12 protein-coding genes and 3 pseudogenes are annotated in these 14,199 nt (G+C 66.6%); 5 read left to right on the plus strand and 10 right to left on the minus strand.

Annotation, left to right across the window (positions count from 1 at the left end; all coding sequences use genetic code 11):
- Positions 1-84 precede the first annotated feature (84 nt).
- Both ACSHXN_RS00605 and ACSHXN_RS00610 read right to left on the minus strand, forming a co-directional pair.
- Positions 85-939: a class I SAM-dependent methyltransferase gene (locus tag ACSHXN_RS00605; RefSeq protein ID WP_438302389.1), complete on the minus strand. Its 855-nt coding sequence runs from the start codon at positions 937-939 to the stop codon at positions 85-87.
- 290 nt (positions 940-1,229) lie between these two features.
- Positions 1,230-1,469, minus strand: a pseudogene (locus ACSHXN_RS00610) (oxidoreductase C-terminal domain-containing protein); the annotation flags it as partial.
- 304 nt (positions 1,470-1,773) lie between these two features.
- Between ACSHXN_RS00610 and ACSHXN_RS00615 the strand changes: the two are divergent.
- Positions 1,774-2,766 (plus strand): MBL fold metallo-hydrolase, encoded by a 993-nt coding sequence (locus ACSHXN_RS00615; RefSeq protein WP_356111619.1) that lies wholly within the window; start codon positions 1,774-1,776, stop codon positions 2,764-2,766.
- Between the two features lie 535 nt (positions 2,767-3,301).
- Here ACSHXN_RS00615 and ACSHXN_RS00620 read toward each other — a convergent pair.
- The 6 genes and pseudogenes from ACSHXN_RS00620 to ACSHXN_RS00645 all read right to left on the minus strand — a co-directional run bounded on the left by ACSHXN_RS00620 (position 3,302) and on the right by ACSHXN_RS00645 (position 7,988).
- Entirely contained in the window at positions 3,302-4,246 is a 945-nt protein-coding gene (locus ACSHXN_RS00620) for a C45 family peptidase (RefSeq protein ID WP_355132286.1), read from the minus strand.
- Positions 4,247-4,483: 237 nt separating this feature from the next.
- Positions 4,484-4,666 (minus strand): annotated as a pseudogene (locus ACSHXN_RS00625) (IS256 family transposase); the annotation flags it as partial.
- A 32-nt stretch (positions 4,667-4,698) separates the two neighbouring features.
- Positions 4,699-5,325, minus strand: coding sequence for a DUF1349 domain-containing protein (locus ACSHXN_RS00630; protein WP_355132288.1), 627 nt, complete (start codon positions 5,323-5,325; stop codon positions 4,699-4,701).
- 150 nt (positions 5,326-5,475) lie between these two features.
- Entirely contained in the window at positions 5,476-5,706 is a 231-nt protein-coding gene (locus ACSHXN_RS00635) for a hypothetical protein (protein WP_438302390.1), read from the minus strand.
- Positions 5,707-5,739: 33 nt separating this feature from the next.
- Positions 5,740-6,073 (minus strand): annotated as a pseudogene (locus ACSHXN_RS00640) (integrase core domain-containing protein); the annotation flags it as partial.
- A 64-nt stretch (positions 6,074-6,137) separates the two neighbouring features.
- A complete protein-coding gene (locus ACSHXN_RS00645) occupies positions 6,138-7,988 on the minus strand; it encodes a DUF2207 domain-containing protein (RefSeq protein ID WP_438302391.1) in 1,851 nt (616 codons plus the stop codon).
- Between the two features lie 193 nt (positions 7,989-8,181).
- On the opposite strand from ACSHXN_RS00645, the gene ACSHXN_RS00650 reads away from it, so the two are divergent.
- Positions 8,182-8,466 carry a hypothetical protein gene (locus tag ACSHXN_RS00650; RefSeq protein ID WP_438302392.1) on the plus strand — a complete coding sequence of 95 codons (285 nt, stop codon included), beginning with the start codon at positions 8,182-8,184 and terminating at the stop codon, positions 8,464-8,466.
- 267 nt (positions 8,467-8,733) lie between these two features.
- Here the strand turns inward: ACSHXN_RS00650 and ACSHXN_RS00655 are convergent, their stop codons facing one another.
- Positions 8,734-9,132, minus strand: a complete 399-nt coding sequence (locus ACSHXN_RS00655; protein ID WP_355132293.1) for a VOC family protein — start codon at positions 9,130-9,132, stop codon at positions 8,734-8,736.
- Positions 9,133-9,224: 92 nt separating this feature from the next.
- Between ACSHXN_RS00655 and ACSHXN_RS00660 the strand changes: the two genes are divergently transcribed.
- The gene (locus ACSHXN_RS00660; RefSeq protein WP_356111629.1) at positions 9,225-10,214 is read left to right on the plus strand and encodes a helix-turn-helix transcriptional regulator; all 990 of its coding nucleotides are present in this window, start codon (positions 9,225-9,227) and stop codon (positions 10,212-10,214) included.
- A 459-nt stretch (positions 10,215-10,673) separates the two neighbouring features.
- A complete protein-coding gene (locus ACSHXN_RS00665; protein ID WP_356111631.1) occupies positions 10,674-11,429 on the plus strand; it encodes an SDR family NAD(P)-dependent oxidoreductase in 756 nt (251 codons plus the stop codon).
- Between the two features lie 1,073 nt (positions 11,430-12,502).
- Here the strand turns inward: ACSHXN_RS00665 and ACSHXN_RS00670 are convergent.
- Positions 12,503-12,976: a MarR family winged helix-turn-helix transcriptional regulator gene (locus tag ACSHXN_RS00670; protein WP_355132296.1), complete on the minus strand. Its 474-nt coding sequence runs from the start codon at positions 12,974-12,976 to the stop codon at positions 12,503-12,505.
- A gap of 598 nt (positions 12,977-13,574) precedes the next feature.
- Here ACSHXN_RS00670 and ACSHXN_RS00675 point away from each other — a divergent pair.
- Entirely contained in the window at positions 13,575-14,156 is a 582-nt protein-coding gene (locus ACSHXN_RS00675) for a hypothetical protein (protein WP_438302393.1), read from the plus strand.
- The last annotated feature ends 43 nt before the right edge of the window (positions 14,157-14,199 follow it).

Consider the following 14,199-nt stretch of genomic DNA (forward strand, 5'->3'; position numbering starts at 1 on the left):
GTCGTCTGCGTCAAACGCCGCCTGGCGTGCCGGGCAGCTTCCTCTCTCGCTGGACGTCGGCCTGTCGGCCGCTGAGACGGTGTGTCAGTGTGCGGTCAGGGAGTATGCGGCGAGCGCGCGGTTGCCGCCGGGCTTGGCGATGGCCCGCAGAACGTCGGCCTGACTCAGGACGAGTTGCCGTACCGGCTCGGGCAGCGGGGCCAGGTGTTCCTGCGTTCCCGCGAGGTCGAGGCAGGCGGCGATTTCCCAGTCGCCGTCCTGGAGCTCTTCGGTATCGACCAGTCCGGTGTCTTCGGCCGTCCAGCCGGCCTCAGGCAGGAGTCGCAGCAGCGCTTCACGGGAGAAAGGTGTGCGGACGTTGCCCTGGCCGTGTGACCCCGCGGCCTCGATCTGGCCTTGGATCAGCACGGCGAGGAGGTGTGCCAACTGGTCGCCGGAAGCGGGTGTCAGGTCCCACTCGGTGAAATACAGTCGCTTCGCCCACGGACGTACCCGGGCCAGTGTGTCTCGCAGTTGCCGAAGTGAGGCGAAGTACCACGAGCAGTGTGCGAGCACCACATGGTCGAAGGTGTTTTCGGGGAAGTCGACCGATGGGTCGAGGATGTCAGTGTTGAAGCGGAAGTCGATGCGCGGCCCGAGGGGGCCCGCCGCGAGGCGGGCTGCCGATTCCCCTAGCGTGACCGGTGCCCCGTAGGAGGGGTCGGCCACGTCGACGGCCACCACGCGCCCTTGGGGTCCGGCCACCTCCGCGAGGACGGCGGTCAGGTCGCCCTGGCCGCAGCCCAGTTCGAGGATGTTTGAGCCGGGCGCAATGTGCCAGTTCGCCACGAGCCCGGCGCGGTGGCGAGTCTGTAACAGCTGGATGTCCGGACTGTGGTCGGAGGCGGCCATACCGGCCGCGAGCGAGAAAACCTTGGCGCTCAGATCGGAGTGGTTCACAAAGTCCTTGGCGATACTCGACGGTTCGGTGCGGGCCGATGGTACGAGACGCGCGTACGGCGGCGCCTGCGATTTTCTGCGGGTCCTGCAGTGCCGTGGCCTGCGGCTGTGCCGTCACCTTCAGTAGTCGGCAACAGGCCGGGCTGCCGTATCCGCCGCGGAGGAATCCTGGTCCCGTGCGTCCTCCGTCTCGTGGAGGTCCTCGGTCGCCCGCTGTCCCCGCGGTGACCCGGGACGGTGAAGGGTGTCTTCAGGGCGACGCCTGGTGGCGGATGCCGCCAGGCACCGGATTAGGCGATCCGGAGGAATCCCTTGAGCGGCAGTGTCGGGTCGGCGGCCGCGCGTGGTGGGACGGTGCCACTGCGTTCGAGGATTCTGTCGCGAGGTGAGTTGATCGCTTCGACGGCGATCAGTTGCTCCTCGAGGCAGTAGAGGAGTGAGTACTGCTCGGTGTCCGGTGCACCGCGCAGGACGGCCTGGTCGTAGCCGGTGTTGATGCCGGCCATCTGCAGTGTGAGGTCGGCCTGCTCGGACGTGAGCCACGGCGCCCTCGTGCTCGGTTGCCCCGGAACGGCGAGACTGCGTCAGGCTACCTGGCGGGCGCTGACTCCCCGCCCTGGTTGGGCCGGTCCGCTCCGCTCCCCCACCCAACAAGATCACGAAGTCCGGCTGGAGCACTTGGCGTGTCGCAGCTAATGTACCGAACGGAGGCCTGGACGCGTTCGCGCGATTGAGCTGCTGGACGATGGATGATGCTCCGCCTCCGGAGGCGCCACCGAAGACCATCACAGGACGACCTTCCTGCGATGGGCGGCAGGGAGAGGAGCTTCGATCATGAAACGGGAGATGAACACCCTGGGGAAGGCCGCGATCGCCACGGTTCTGGCGGCATGCTCCCTGGGCGCGCCACCCTCACTTGCATCAGGTAGTACTCCGCCGCCCAGCGTGCAGGAACAGCAGAAAAACCCTTACGCCGTACTCAACGCTGCCGCCGCCCGGGACCCCATCACCGTGACGCCGCTTCGGGGCGGTGTGTACCTGCTCCAGGGGTCAGGCGGAAACATCGGCGTGCTGCCGAGCAAGGACGGCGCCTTCATGGTGGACGCCGGTATCGCCGCAGCTTCCGGCTCGCGCGCACCTCGCCAGAGGCTGGAAAACGCCCTGCAGAAGCTCGGGGCTTCCCGCATCAGCTACCTGGTCAACACCCATTACCATTGGGACCACACGGACGGAAACATCTGGGTCCACGAGCATGGGGCGACGATTGTTGCCACGCCCAATACCCTGCGCAACCTGAGCAAGTCCATCCGGGTGGTGGAATGGGCGCACACCTTCACCCCAGTCCCTGCCGCCGCCCGACCGACCGTGCTCGTCGCCTCCGAGAAGACGTTCACCGTCCATGAAGAGCAGGTGCGGCTGCGTAACTACAGCCCCGCCCACACCGACGGCGACCTCTCCGCCTATTTCACCAGGGCGAACGTGCTGTTCACCGGCGACACCTTTTGGAACGATCTCTACCCGTTCATCGACCACGAGGCCGGCGGCGGCATCGACGGGATGATCCGGGCTGCAAACCAGAACATCGCGATGGTGGACGACAGCACGATCGTCGTTCCCGGGCACGGGCCGGTGGGAAGGCGCGCCGATCTGGTGGAGTACCGCAATATGCTCGTCGCCATTCGCCACCGCGTCGCCGACCTCAAGGGCAGGGGCCTCACGGTTGAGCAGACCATTGCGGCCAAGCCCACCCAGCCCTTCGACGCCAAGTGGGGGCAGGGAATCATCGGCCCGGACCTCTTCACCAAGCTGGTCTATGGCGGCGTGTGAGGTACGTCAGTCATTCGCGCGATTTGTCGAGGGGATCTGCGTCTCCTGAGTGATTATCGTAGTGGCGCCGCGCGTGGCACTCGTCCATCACGCCTTCCACCACAGGCACCGGCATCGCGTCCCGCACCACTGCCCACTCCGCGTGCGTCGTGTCCGACGGGTACACCAGCACCCTCTCCGGTCGGTCGGGCGCGGTTTCGAACCTGTGCGCGAGGCAATCGCATGACGGCACGTGGGAGTTGAATGAGACGGGGATGTCACGCAAGACTGGAACACCGGGCCTCCTGGCCCTCGAGTGGTCGCAAACCCGAGGAGCAATTGTCAAGACCTGTGGATTGGTGACCAAGTAGCGAGAGACGCCTTGTCGAGGTGTATCGGGCGGGGTGCTCGTCCGACCAGTGAAGCGCTGCCGAGCCCCTGCCGGTCCACCGTGCGGCCGTGGCAGGGCCAGCCGAGAGAGGGCCCGTCGGCGGCAGGTGAAATCACGTTCTTGCAAGTTCTTCGTGCAGGGGTGAGCAGGAGTCCGGGCAGCCTCTCAGTCGGCCCGGTCCAAGGTGACGGTGCGGGATCCGGGTGCGAAGTCGCCGAAGGACTGTTGCCAGGACTCACCGGGCCAGTAGTACGTCACACGGCCCTCGACGGGCCGGTAGCGGGCTGTGTAGAGCGTTCTCGACCCCTGCTCGTCGACGGATCGATACAGCGGCGGCTTCAGCATCGCCGCCACGTCCGCACCTGCGGCGCGAATGGCGCGCAGCCGTTCCTGTGTGTGCAGGGCCCGCTCCTGCTCGTCGGTCACCGGCAAGTGCTGGTGATTGGCGGCGCAGGCATCCTGCGCCACCGTCGGTGACATATCCGGCCCCACGAACACCGTCACCGCCTTCACGGGATCGACGAGGGTGAGGTTCTGTGGGACGGCGACCGGTAGGGACCGCAGCCTGCCGACCGCCTCATCGACGGTGTCGCACGTCTCCAGCAGGTAGCGCACCACGATGAGAATGGCGAAGCCACGTCCGTAGACGGAACGTCCGCCCCAGGTGAGCGAGACCGCGAGTCCGGCGTCGTTCATCCCGTCCAGCATGCCCCACAGCATGTCCTGCATCCCGATCACGGGGCGCAGGAAGCAGGAGGAGACGATGGTCCCCTCGCACTGATCGGGCGGCAAGTCATAGTTGCGCAGCAGAGTGCCGTTCTGGCCGATCTGGGTGCAGGATTGGGAGAACGGCCGCAGTGCCGCGTGGGTGAGGAAGGCTTCCGCCTCGGGCCGGTCGAGTTGGCCGGCCAGGCGGTCCAGAACCGGGACCAGTTCCGGCATGTGCGCACGGAACAGCGCCCGAACACGATCCGCGCCCTGCGGAGTCCTGCCCTCCGCAGTCAGCAAGCCCTCCATCTCCTGCCACAGGGCGCGGGCGTAGGCGGCCCACCGCCCGTCGCCGCCGTCGCCGACCTCGATCGCCTGGAAGGTCTTGTGCTGTTGCCGCACGGCTGCCACTCCCCCCTGTGAGAATCGGACGAGGTGAGGGCAACCTAGCTAATTGCGGGGTGAATCACCAGGTGGCCGCCATCGGCGACGGCCTGGCGCTGGATCTTGTGAACTCGCTGAACGCGAGCGTGGCCGAATCCGGGTAGGCGATCGTGTCCCCCGTTGGACAAACCGGGGGTCAAGAAGGCGGGAGCGGCAAAAGCAGCTGTCATTCACTGTCATTCGAGTGACGCGTGATCAGGCGGCAGCCCCCGGACGCTCGATCAGGACGCCGCTGTCGAACCGGGCGTCGACCCGCACGAGGGCGGCCAGATGGAGTGCAGTGGCCGCCCGCCAACGCTGCTGAGCGGACTCGATCAGCTTGAAGGCCAATCGCCAGCCCGCAGCCGGGCTGCCCGCGGTCCGCCGGCTCTTGCTCCGGGCTGTGGAAGCTGCACCTGCCAGGCCCTGAGTCACGAGCCGTCGCGCAGTTCGCGCAGACGCTCGCGGGTGAAATGGATGTCGTCGAAGGTGACCATACAGCCGTCACCGGTCGGCGATTGCGCCTCGAAGCCGATGGAGGCGGGCGTGGACGTGTCGTCGAGAGTGAAGAAGCGGATCATTCGCCAGACCTTGCCGTCGAGGGATGCGTGGTAGGCGAAGGCGTGATCAATCCGGGAGATGCGCAGCCACACCGTCCGGCCGTCGACAGCGAAGGCGTTGGCGTCGTCCGCGACGCCGCGGGCGACTACAGAGACGATCATGGGCTGGCGGTCTGGGGAGTATTCGAAGCAGAGCTTTCCCCAGTGGCGGTCATCGATCCACACGAGCAGCACGCCGGCGTCGAAGGTGGACTCGAAGGTGACGGTGACGCGTGCGCTGAACTGGAAATCACAGTCCGGGGGGACGCCGAGCAGGGTCGCTGCGTTGAGCATGGACTCGGCGTTGAGCTGAGAGTCCGCTCCCGGATCGATGAAGATGTCGCTGTGGGCGCTCGCTGCGGCTGTCACCGTGGCGGTCGCCTCGTCGATGGTCCACGCCTCGCCGGACGACGGCGAGAGAGAGAAGGGCAGCCCGGGAACCTTGCGGGAGATGGTCATGTGGTCTCCTCCTGCGGTCTGATCATTGACGAGCCGTAACGCCGGTACGCAGCGTGCCTGGGTCAGGGTGTGCGGACCCTGTGTGCATCGGGGATGAGGTCGTGGAGCGTACCGCGGGTGCAATAGTCAAGAGCAGTGGGTGGACCGAGTTCAGCTTTCGCTGCGGTGGTCGAGGCCGGTCTTGGCGGTGTTGCGGATCCGCTTGGTGCGGCCCGCTTCGGCGAGGATCGTGTTCGCCCCGGTGTTCGTCGTGGCGGCGGTCTTGAGCTGGAGCCGGTTGGACGACGCGAGCAGGTCATCCGGCGGCCAGGGCAGTTCGAGCGTGACGGCGCGGAAGAGTGACGACTCCCACACGCGCTGAGGAAGGAAGAGTCCCTTCACCGGACACGGCCTATTTGTGCAGCTGACGAACGCCTATGACAGGGGGTCCTGGGCAATTTGCCGTAGGCGTTCGTAGGGGGTCTGGTCGGCGAGGGCGCCGTGGGGGCGATGGTAGTTGTAGTAGTTCCTCCCACTCCTGCAGTTTGCTGGTGAAGAGGTTGACGTCGTCGATGACCTGGCCTGCCAGGAGGCGGTAGAACTCTTCGAAGTCGATGCGTTGGGATCGCTCGACCTAGCCGTTCAACCGTGGGGTTCGGGGCTTGATCCGGACGTGCCCGGTGCCCTTGTCGAGCAGGTGCCAGTGAAAGGCTTGGCCGAACTCTTGGCCGTTGTCGGTCTGGACCTGCTCCACCACGAACGGGACCTTGGCCCACTCATCGTCGTGGCGGCGCAGAAGCCTGCCTGCGCCATGCCTCTACAAGTACCAGAGGTCACCAGGACCCACCGCCTCCGCCCCCGTCACCCCCACCGACGTCTCCACCGCCACCGGACCCTCCGCCGCCGCCTCCGCCACCGCTGCTGGTGGAGGCAGGGGTGGCGCTGGACATCGCGGCGGCAGTGATCAGGCCGAGGGCGAAGCCTGGGGCGAACCCGGCCACGAGGGTCGAGCGGTGCACGGGGGTGGCCGTCGAGTCGGTGATCGCTCCGTCCCACGCGTAAGCCACGTCCAGGGCGACCGCCCACGCGGTGTACAGCTTCAGTCGTCTCTCGTCGTGGGGTTCGTCGTACTGGGGAGAGGAGGGGTCGATGAGATAGCGCCGGAACGCCTCCGTCCGGAGCCAGAGGGCGGTGCCGCGCGGGGTGCGGGTCTGCAGCTCCCAGGAGCGCAGCCGCAGCGCGAAGCCGGCACCCACGGCGATCAGGCCCACCACGAGGACCGGCCAGCCGGCCGCGTTCCGATGGCCGCTGAGCCAGGCCCCGACGGCTGTCGTGACGAAGCCGAGCAGGGTGGCGGCCGTGCCGATGGTGCGTCCGATGCGGGCCCGACGCGCGGCGGCTGCGTCCCACAGATCGCTGTCGACCTGCCACTGTGTCAGCCCGCGGTGGAGGCTCTCCCATGCCGACCGGAATTGCGCGTCGCGCAAGCCCAGGGTGACCGAGGCGCGTCCCGAGAAAATGCTGCCGAAGACGACTCTGGCGAGCGGGTCGGCGGGGGCGTCGGCCGGCTCGCGACGCGTGAGCGTGGGATGCCGTTCGGTCCCCTCGATGCCGACGTGTCCGTCGATCGCCGCGCCGAGGAGCCAGGCCACCTGGTGGCGATTCGCGACCCGTTCATCGAGCAGGATCCCGCCCTGTGCCGGGGTCAATTCGGCTGGGGGCACGGGCGACGGCGTGAGCGAGGCGGCGAGCCGGTCGAGGGCGACGCGCCGCATCCGGCCAGGCCTGCCGTCGGGTCCTTCCTCGACGATCCGGTCACGGCCGAGGAAACGAAGCAGCAATATCGTCACGGCGGCGCAGACCACCGTGAATCCGAACGCGAGCAAGCCCACCCGCAGCGGGCTTTCCACCGTTGTGCCGACGGCCTTTCCGGAGGGCGGCGCGGGCAGGGCCACCTTCGCGCCGGTCTGCTTCTGCCCGCGGGAGGCATAGAGGGTGACGCCCTCGTGCCCCTTCAGCTTGTCAAGGGTGACGTCCAGCCGCCCAGTACCGCTCCCGCCGGCGGTGCAGGCGTCCTCGGAACCGTTGGTGCCGTGCACACAGCGTGTACCGGTGAGTTCGTACGGGGCCACGACGTGGATCTCCACGTTCGAGCGGTCGACCCGCCAACCGGTGCCGACAGCGTCCCAGGCGATCTTGCCCTTCTTCACCACGTCCGTGAGCGTGTAACGGATGCGGTACCGGTGCAGGCCGGTGACCGAGCCGCCGGGGTCGCCCACCTTGATCCGAGTGGCTATCTCCCGCTGGCCGTTCGGCTTCTCGTAGTAGTCCCCGGCGGTGAGTTCCCACGGGACCCGGGCGCCGTCCATGGTGACGCTGACCTTGGCGTAGTCCTCGTCGTACCTCAGATCCGGCAGGTCGCGGTAGATGCCGTGCCGAGTGCTGTCGGGCTCTCCAAAGTCGTAGTCGACGACCTCGGTGACGCGGATGCCGCCGTCAGCGGCGACCTCGGCGCCTACCCACATCGTGTTGACGCGCTCCACGTTCCCGCCCATCCGGAAGAGCACGACGACACCGCTGAGCAGCAGGACGAGAAAGAAGATCTTGATCCAGGCGCCGCCACCCCTGCGCCTCCGCTTCAGGGCCCCCGCCGCTCTCGGTCTCTTGTCCTTCGCGGTATTCAAGGAGAACCCCCTGTTGTCACGGGAGCCTCCCCTGCCCCCATGAAGATCGCAAGGCTATCCCGGAGGCGGACCGACAACAAGGGTGGCGCTTGGCTGGCTGCAAGTGGGTCACAACGGGCCTAGCTCCGCCACGAGTTCACCGATCACCTCAAGTTCCAGCCCGATGATCTGCCGACTGCGGATGATGAGCTCGTTGGAGACCTTCGAGGCAGACGGCTGTTCGCGTTTCCCGTGCGGCGTTGATCCCTTCGAGCCGCTTGAAGTTGACTGGTGTCATCTCCTTACACCATTCATCGGCCGTCGCCACGCGCCGATCGGTGCGCTGGTCGGTGAGACACGCTGGGACGCGCCGGGTATCGGTGAGTTCGCCGCCGTCGAGGACGTAGGCCGCGGCAAGTCGCCTGGAACGGTGCTTGGTCAGTCGCCGGGACAATTCCGCCAAGTTAAGGATGACCACGGGGGCGGGTTGGACTGGTAGTCGGGCAGGAGGAGTGGTCGAGCAGTCCGTTCTCGCCGGGCGCCCCAGCGGGCGTGCCACTTGGCAAGGCAGCAGCAGGAGAATCCGGCTTCCGCGACGACATGCGCGTTCGAACGCCCGGCGTCGATCCCGTAGGCACAAGCTCAGACAGCCTCCTGGGGTATCGGTGCGATCCGTCCCCTGCTGGTGGCTCTCACTGACTCGCGTCAGCGTTCATCGGGGGCCCTGAGATCCCGGAGCCCCCGATGAACGCGGTTATGCGTGGCGTCAACGTGCGAACTTCTCCATAGCCGCTTGGGTGACGGGGGTGAAGAAGTTGACGAGGTTGCCGTCGGGATCACGGAACAGCAGCGATCGATTGCCCCACGGCATCGTGGTGGGCTCGTTGACAAAGTCGGTGACGAAACCCGTCAGGTTCTGGTGAACGCGATCCACGTCGTCAACGAGGAACTCAGTGATCACACTCTGGTTGTCCGCCGGGCGGGCGGAGCCCGGGGCGAACAGCGGGACAGTGCGGGTGCCGGCGATCGCGAGTGTTGCGCCCGCCGTCTTGAGCTCGGCGAAGTCTTCGGTGGCCCACGTCGCCCGCACCCCTGTAGCTCGCTCGTAGAAGTCGACAAGCCGCGCTACGTCGCTGGTGATGATGCGGATCGAGACGAAGTCCATGGGATCTCCTCGGTTGTGCTGAAGGCATGCGCTTCGCAGGCTAGGACAAATAGCGGACAGAATCGGTCCGGTATTCGCGTTAGGCTGTACACATGGCTCGACCGACTGGCCGCGTGCTGACACTTCTGGAGCTGCTGCAATCGGGCGGCACCCGGACTGTTGCCGAACTCTCCGACCGGCTCGGCGTCGAAGGGCGCACCGTGCGACGGTATGTGGAGCATCTGACCGACCTGGGCGTGCCCGTGGAATCGGTGCGCGGCCGCTACGGCGGGTACCGACTCGCCCCCGGGTACCGCTTGCCTCCGCTCATGCTCAGCGACGACGAGGCGCTGGCCGTGCTGCTCGGCCTGGTCGCCGGCCGTCGAGCCGGGTTGACGTCGACAGAGCACACGGCAAACGAGACGGCATCGGCGAAGATCCGGCGAGTGCTGCCCAAGCACATCGCCCGCCGGCTGGACACACTCCTCGAGACTCTCGCCTTCACCGATGAGCCCGGCGAGTTCGACACCCCGGACACTGGGGTCCTACTCACCTTCGCCGATGCGGTGCGCCACCGCCGACCGGTCTCGATCCGCTACACCGACCGCCACGGACGGCGCACCGAACGCACGCTCCATGCGTACGGGATCGTCGCCCATTCAGGCCGGTGGTATGTCACGGGCATGGACGCCCAGACCGGCGAGGACCGAACCTTCCGGCTCGATCGGATCGCAGACGCCAGGACGCTGCCAGGCACTTTCGAAGCGCCCGCAGGTCCCGGTCCGGCACAGCGTGTCTTGTCAGGGTTCGCTGCGGCCGAGTACCAGCACAAAGTGACTTTGCGGATCTACGGGACAGCTCAACAGATCCGCGCCCACCTTCCCGCCAGCGTCGCAAAGCTCGAGGAGCACGAGCCCCCATCAGGTCAGGACCGGGGAGCCGAGCGTTGGCTGCGCGTCGAGCTACGGGCGGAGCGGCTTGACTGGTTGCCTCCGGTACTCGCCGCACTCGACCGGCCGTTCGTCATCGAGCGCCCCGATGAACTGCGCGACCTCATCGAAGCGTTCGCAGATCGCCTCGCTTCCTACGCCCGCCAAGCCTGACATCATCTGCGATAACGCGATCCGGATGACAACCAGGCCGACCGAGACCGTCGATCAGAGGGCACGGGAGATCGGAACTCTCCTGCACTACGTCCGCGAGCGCACTGTCCGGGGACGGCTCGTTCACATCGGTCGCCTCCCTCGCATCAAGGCGGCCCGCACAACCTTGCCATCGGCGTCCAGCGTCAGGACGGGCGCATCAGCATGACCTCCGCCCTCCGCCCGATCGCCCCGGCTGCCGCGAATCCTCACCGGATGAATCCGGACCTCGATCATGCGCAAGGGAGCCTGGCCCGGAATCCCGGTCTGGTGGGCGACCCCACCCCGCCGAAGCGGCAGAATCGGGCGCCGCCCCTCGACGTCACGGTCGTCTCGGCTGTCGCGCTTGACCTTCACACTAATGTCAATCTTTAGGTTCGGCTGAGAAGCGCAGAACAGCTGAACGCACAGGAGATCACCATGTCCAGGACTCTTGAAGGAAAGACCGCTCTCGTGACCGGAGGATCGCGGGGCATCGGTGCCGGAATCGCCCGTGAACTGGCCCGCGAGGGCGCGAACGTCGTCATCACGTATCAGAAGGCGAGTGAGCGGGCTGACAAGGTCGTCTCCGAACTGGCCGCTCTCGGCGTGAAGTCCCTCGCTGTGCAGGCCGACCAGACGGATCCCCACGAGGCGTCGACCGCTGTCGAGCAGGCCGCGGAGTTCCTCGGCGGTCAGATCGACGTACTGGTGAACTCCGCCGGCATCGCCGTCACGGGGACGGTAGACCAGTTGGAGCTGGAACTCCTCGACCGTGTGCAGAAGATGATGGCCACCAATGTACTGGGGACCATCGTCACCACCCACTCCGCGACGCGGTTCCTGCCCGACGGTGGGCGCGTCGTCCTGGTGGGAAGCATCGTCGCCGAGCGCATCGCCGCCCCTGGCGTCGCCGAGTACGCGGCGAGCAAGGCTGCCGTCGACCAGCTCGCCCGCGGCTGGGCGCGTGACCTCGGCCCGCGCGGCATCACCGTCAACGTCGTCCGACCCGGCGCAGTCGACACCGACATGAACCCGGCGGACGGTCCGTTCGCGGCCGCGCAGATCGCCGGGACGCCTCTCGGCCGCTTCGGCGCCACAGAGGACATCGCCAAGGCGGTCGCCTTCCTCGCGAGCGACAAGGCCTCGTACATCACAGGCGCGCTGCTCACCGTCGACGGCGGTTTCAGCATCTGACTTGGTGTCAGTAGCGGCCACCCGCAGAGCTCCGGTGCCAGGATGGCAGTCGCCGACACCGGAGCTGCGTCGCCTCGCAGGGGGCGAGGCCCGAAGGCCCGCACAGGTCCCCTCGGCGCCCCCGTGTCGTGGCCGACCGCGAAGCAGCCGGCCGCCCATTACACCGGGTTGGAGGCACAGACCATGGGCGACCACCCTTCACGGCCGCACCACAGTCCATCGCGTACACCGCAACCGATGGTGCGCAGCATCGTGCAACTGCGCGTGCTTGATGACGGCGTCCCTCGACAATGGCCTGGCACGGCCTGGCCAACTTTGCGATCAAGCAAGCGAGATGACCTCGAGATCCGTGATCGTTGCTGTCAGCGGAACAGCCCCGGCGCCGGACACACCTCCAGTGGCTCGTCCGGCCGGTCGGCCCAGCCCCACCAAACATGCCAACTGGCGCACTTCCACAACGACCGGCATATTCGCCGACCGTCGTCCTCCCGCTCGGAGAGAACGAAGCCGCCGGACTTCATGGGCTGGCCGCACTCGGGACACGTCGGACCGGCACTTGTCATGCGGGGCACTCTGACGGGAGACCGCTTCGCCCCGAAGCGATGTGAGCGACTGTGTGACCTGGGGCCAGAACTCCCATGAAGTGCGAAGACAGTCCGCGAGCGTCCATAGTTGTGCGTCCGAGCAGGCGACTGTTGCAGCGCAGATAGACATCCAGACAGGCCCCTCAGGAAGCACGGATACGAGAGGCCTGAAGACCGCCGTATCGGCAGATTGGCCGTAGTTGGCGTACCGCCCCGTGGCTTGAAGCCAGACGCCACCTGCCGGAAGTTGCACAACATCGCGGAAAGCTCGAATAGCACGCAGGCCTTCCACCCCCGGCCAAGGCAATCAGCCAGTCCCTGGGGGCGAATGGTCCACCAGTCGCAGCCCCGCAAGCGTTGCCTCTTTCAGTGTGGACGCGCCACGCCGGCGCTCTACCCTCTGATCAGAGATGGGATGAAAGCGATTCAATCACGCCCCGACTCACAGGCCCGCGATCTCTCAACGATGTCGGCTGGTGCAGGCGATGCCTACTTCTTCCCTGATCGAGACGACGCAACGCGTTGACGCCACAGCGCCTCTCCGAGCCGAGCGAGGGCACCGCCGAGATCCTTCCACTCATCGTCGGCAAACACGTCGCGGTCGTACTCGGCGAGGAGGTGGTTCGCGCGGTCTATCGCTTCCACGCCTTGGTCCGTCAACTCAATCACCGCCGCGCGGCCTTGGCCCACGCCACCGACCGTGTCGACATAGCCTTCGACGATCAGCGCTTCGATGATCGGGTGCAGGCTCTGCACTTTGATTCCTGCACGCCGCGCCAGCGCGCTGAACGAAATTCCTGGATCCGCCCGCAGATGCCCAAGGAGACCCAGTCGGCGGAGGGACAGGCCCATGGCCTTCAGCCCGTCCTCGACTCGCGCTTCCAAAGATCGCGCCTGCACGATCATGATCATCGTTGGACTCATCGGATACCGCGCCGAGCCGCTGTCTCTCGCTTCTGCCATTCACGCCTCCTTGTGGGCCTCCCTGGCTCCACCATGCCAGAACCTGCAGGTAGACTGTATACTGTCTGCGCGTGTCGGCTCTCCTCCAGCATCCGCCTCGGCCTCGGTGTTGCGCACGTCGACTACTCGGACGACGAGCCACGGGACCCGAACCAGACGCCTGCCGTGCCGGGACGGTGGCCCCGTGAAGTGGTTCAACCCATCGCCGTCCGAAAGCACGCGGGCCTCTGCTTGATGCGCACTGGTAGCTGCTCACCGGAGAAGCAGCCACTCTTGGATCAGCCGGGCGCCGCCGGCCGACGAGCTTGGCGAGTACGTCGACTGCGTCGCTCTCAATTTCGCCGCGTTGCCCGACAGCGTCATCGAAGCAGCCCAACACTCGCTGCCCGCCCATGACCTCAAGGGAGGGCTCCTCCGTGAGAACTGCGCTTGGGCTTCTCAGTGGTGATTCCAAAATGACTCGTGATGGCTCGGGTTCAGACTTGGTCTGGCATCCGCAGGGGATGTGAAGTCCGCCATGGGGTCGTGCCACCGCGGACACGGGCGCGCTGTTCGCCCTGGCACTGACGTGTCAGCGGCACTCGCTATCGTCCATGCCATGACCCCAAGTGATCATCTGCTTGACCTGATCCGGAGCACCCCAGAGATCGATCTGCTGCTGCGGTCATCGTTCGGCTTTGACATCCATCGGAAGCACTATGGCGAGGGCTTGAGACTTGCCTCGGGTGCGTCGCTGGAGGTGATCGCCGGGGAGTCCGCCGGTGGAGCGTACTTCCTGTGTGCCGAGCAGAACGGGCGTCGGCCGGTAGTGTTCGCTAGTTCCGAAGGGGAAGGCGGCCTGCTCGCGGATGACCTGGCGGACGCGCTGGAGATCATCATCGGGCTGGAGTGGCACGACTGCCTCTCATTCTCAGGCGGTGGCGATGTGGAGGTCATGCAGATCTCCGCTCAACACCTTGAACGGTCCCGTGACAAGTACAACCCAGACATCGGCAACGAAGCCGCCCAGGTGGCCGCCGCCCTGTCGCTGCGTGTCGTGCCTGTCTCTGACCTCGTCATCCGGTTGCATGCAGCCGCCTTGAAGACCGTTCCGGACTACGTCGTGGCCGATGAGGACGGGCAGGCCTTCGACCCGCTGTTCGGCGAGCACGTGGAGCCTCGCCACGGTGGCTGGCGCTGAACCCGACCGGTCGCTGCCGCCGGTCGGACCGACACCGATACCT

This window comes from Streptomyces sp. HUAS TT11, assembly GCF_051553595.1.
In the GTDB taxonomy this organism is placed as follows: Bacteria; Actinomycetota; Actinomycetes; order Streptomycetales; family Streptomycetaceae; genus Streptomyces.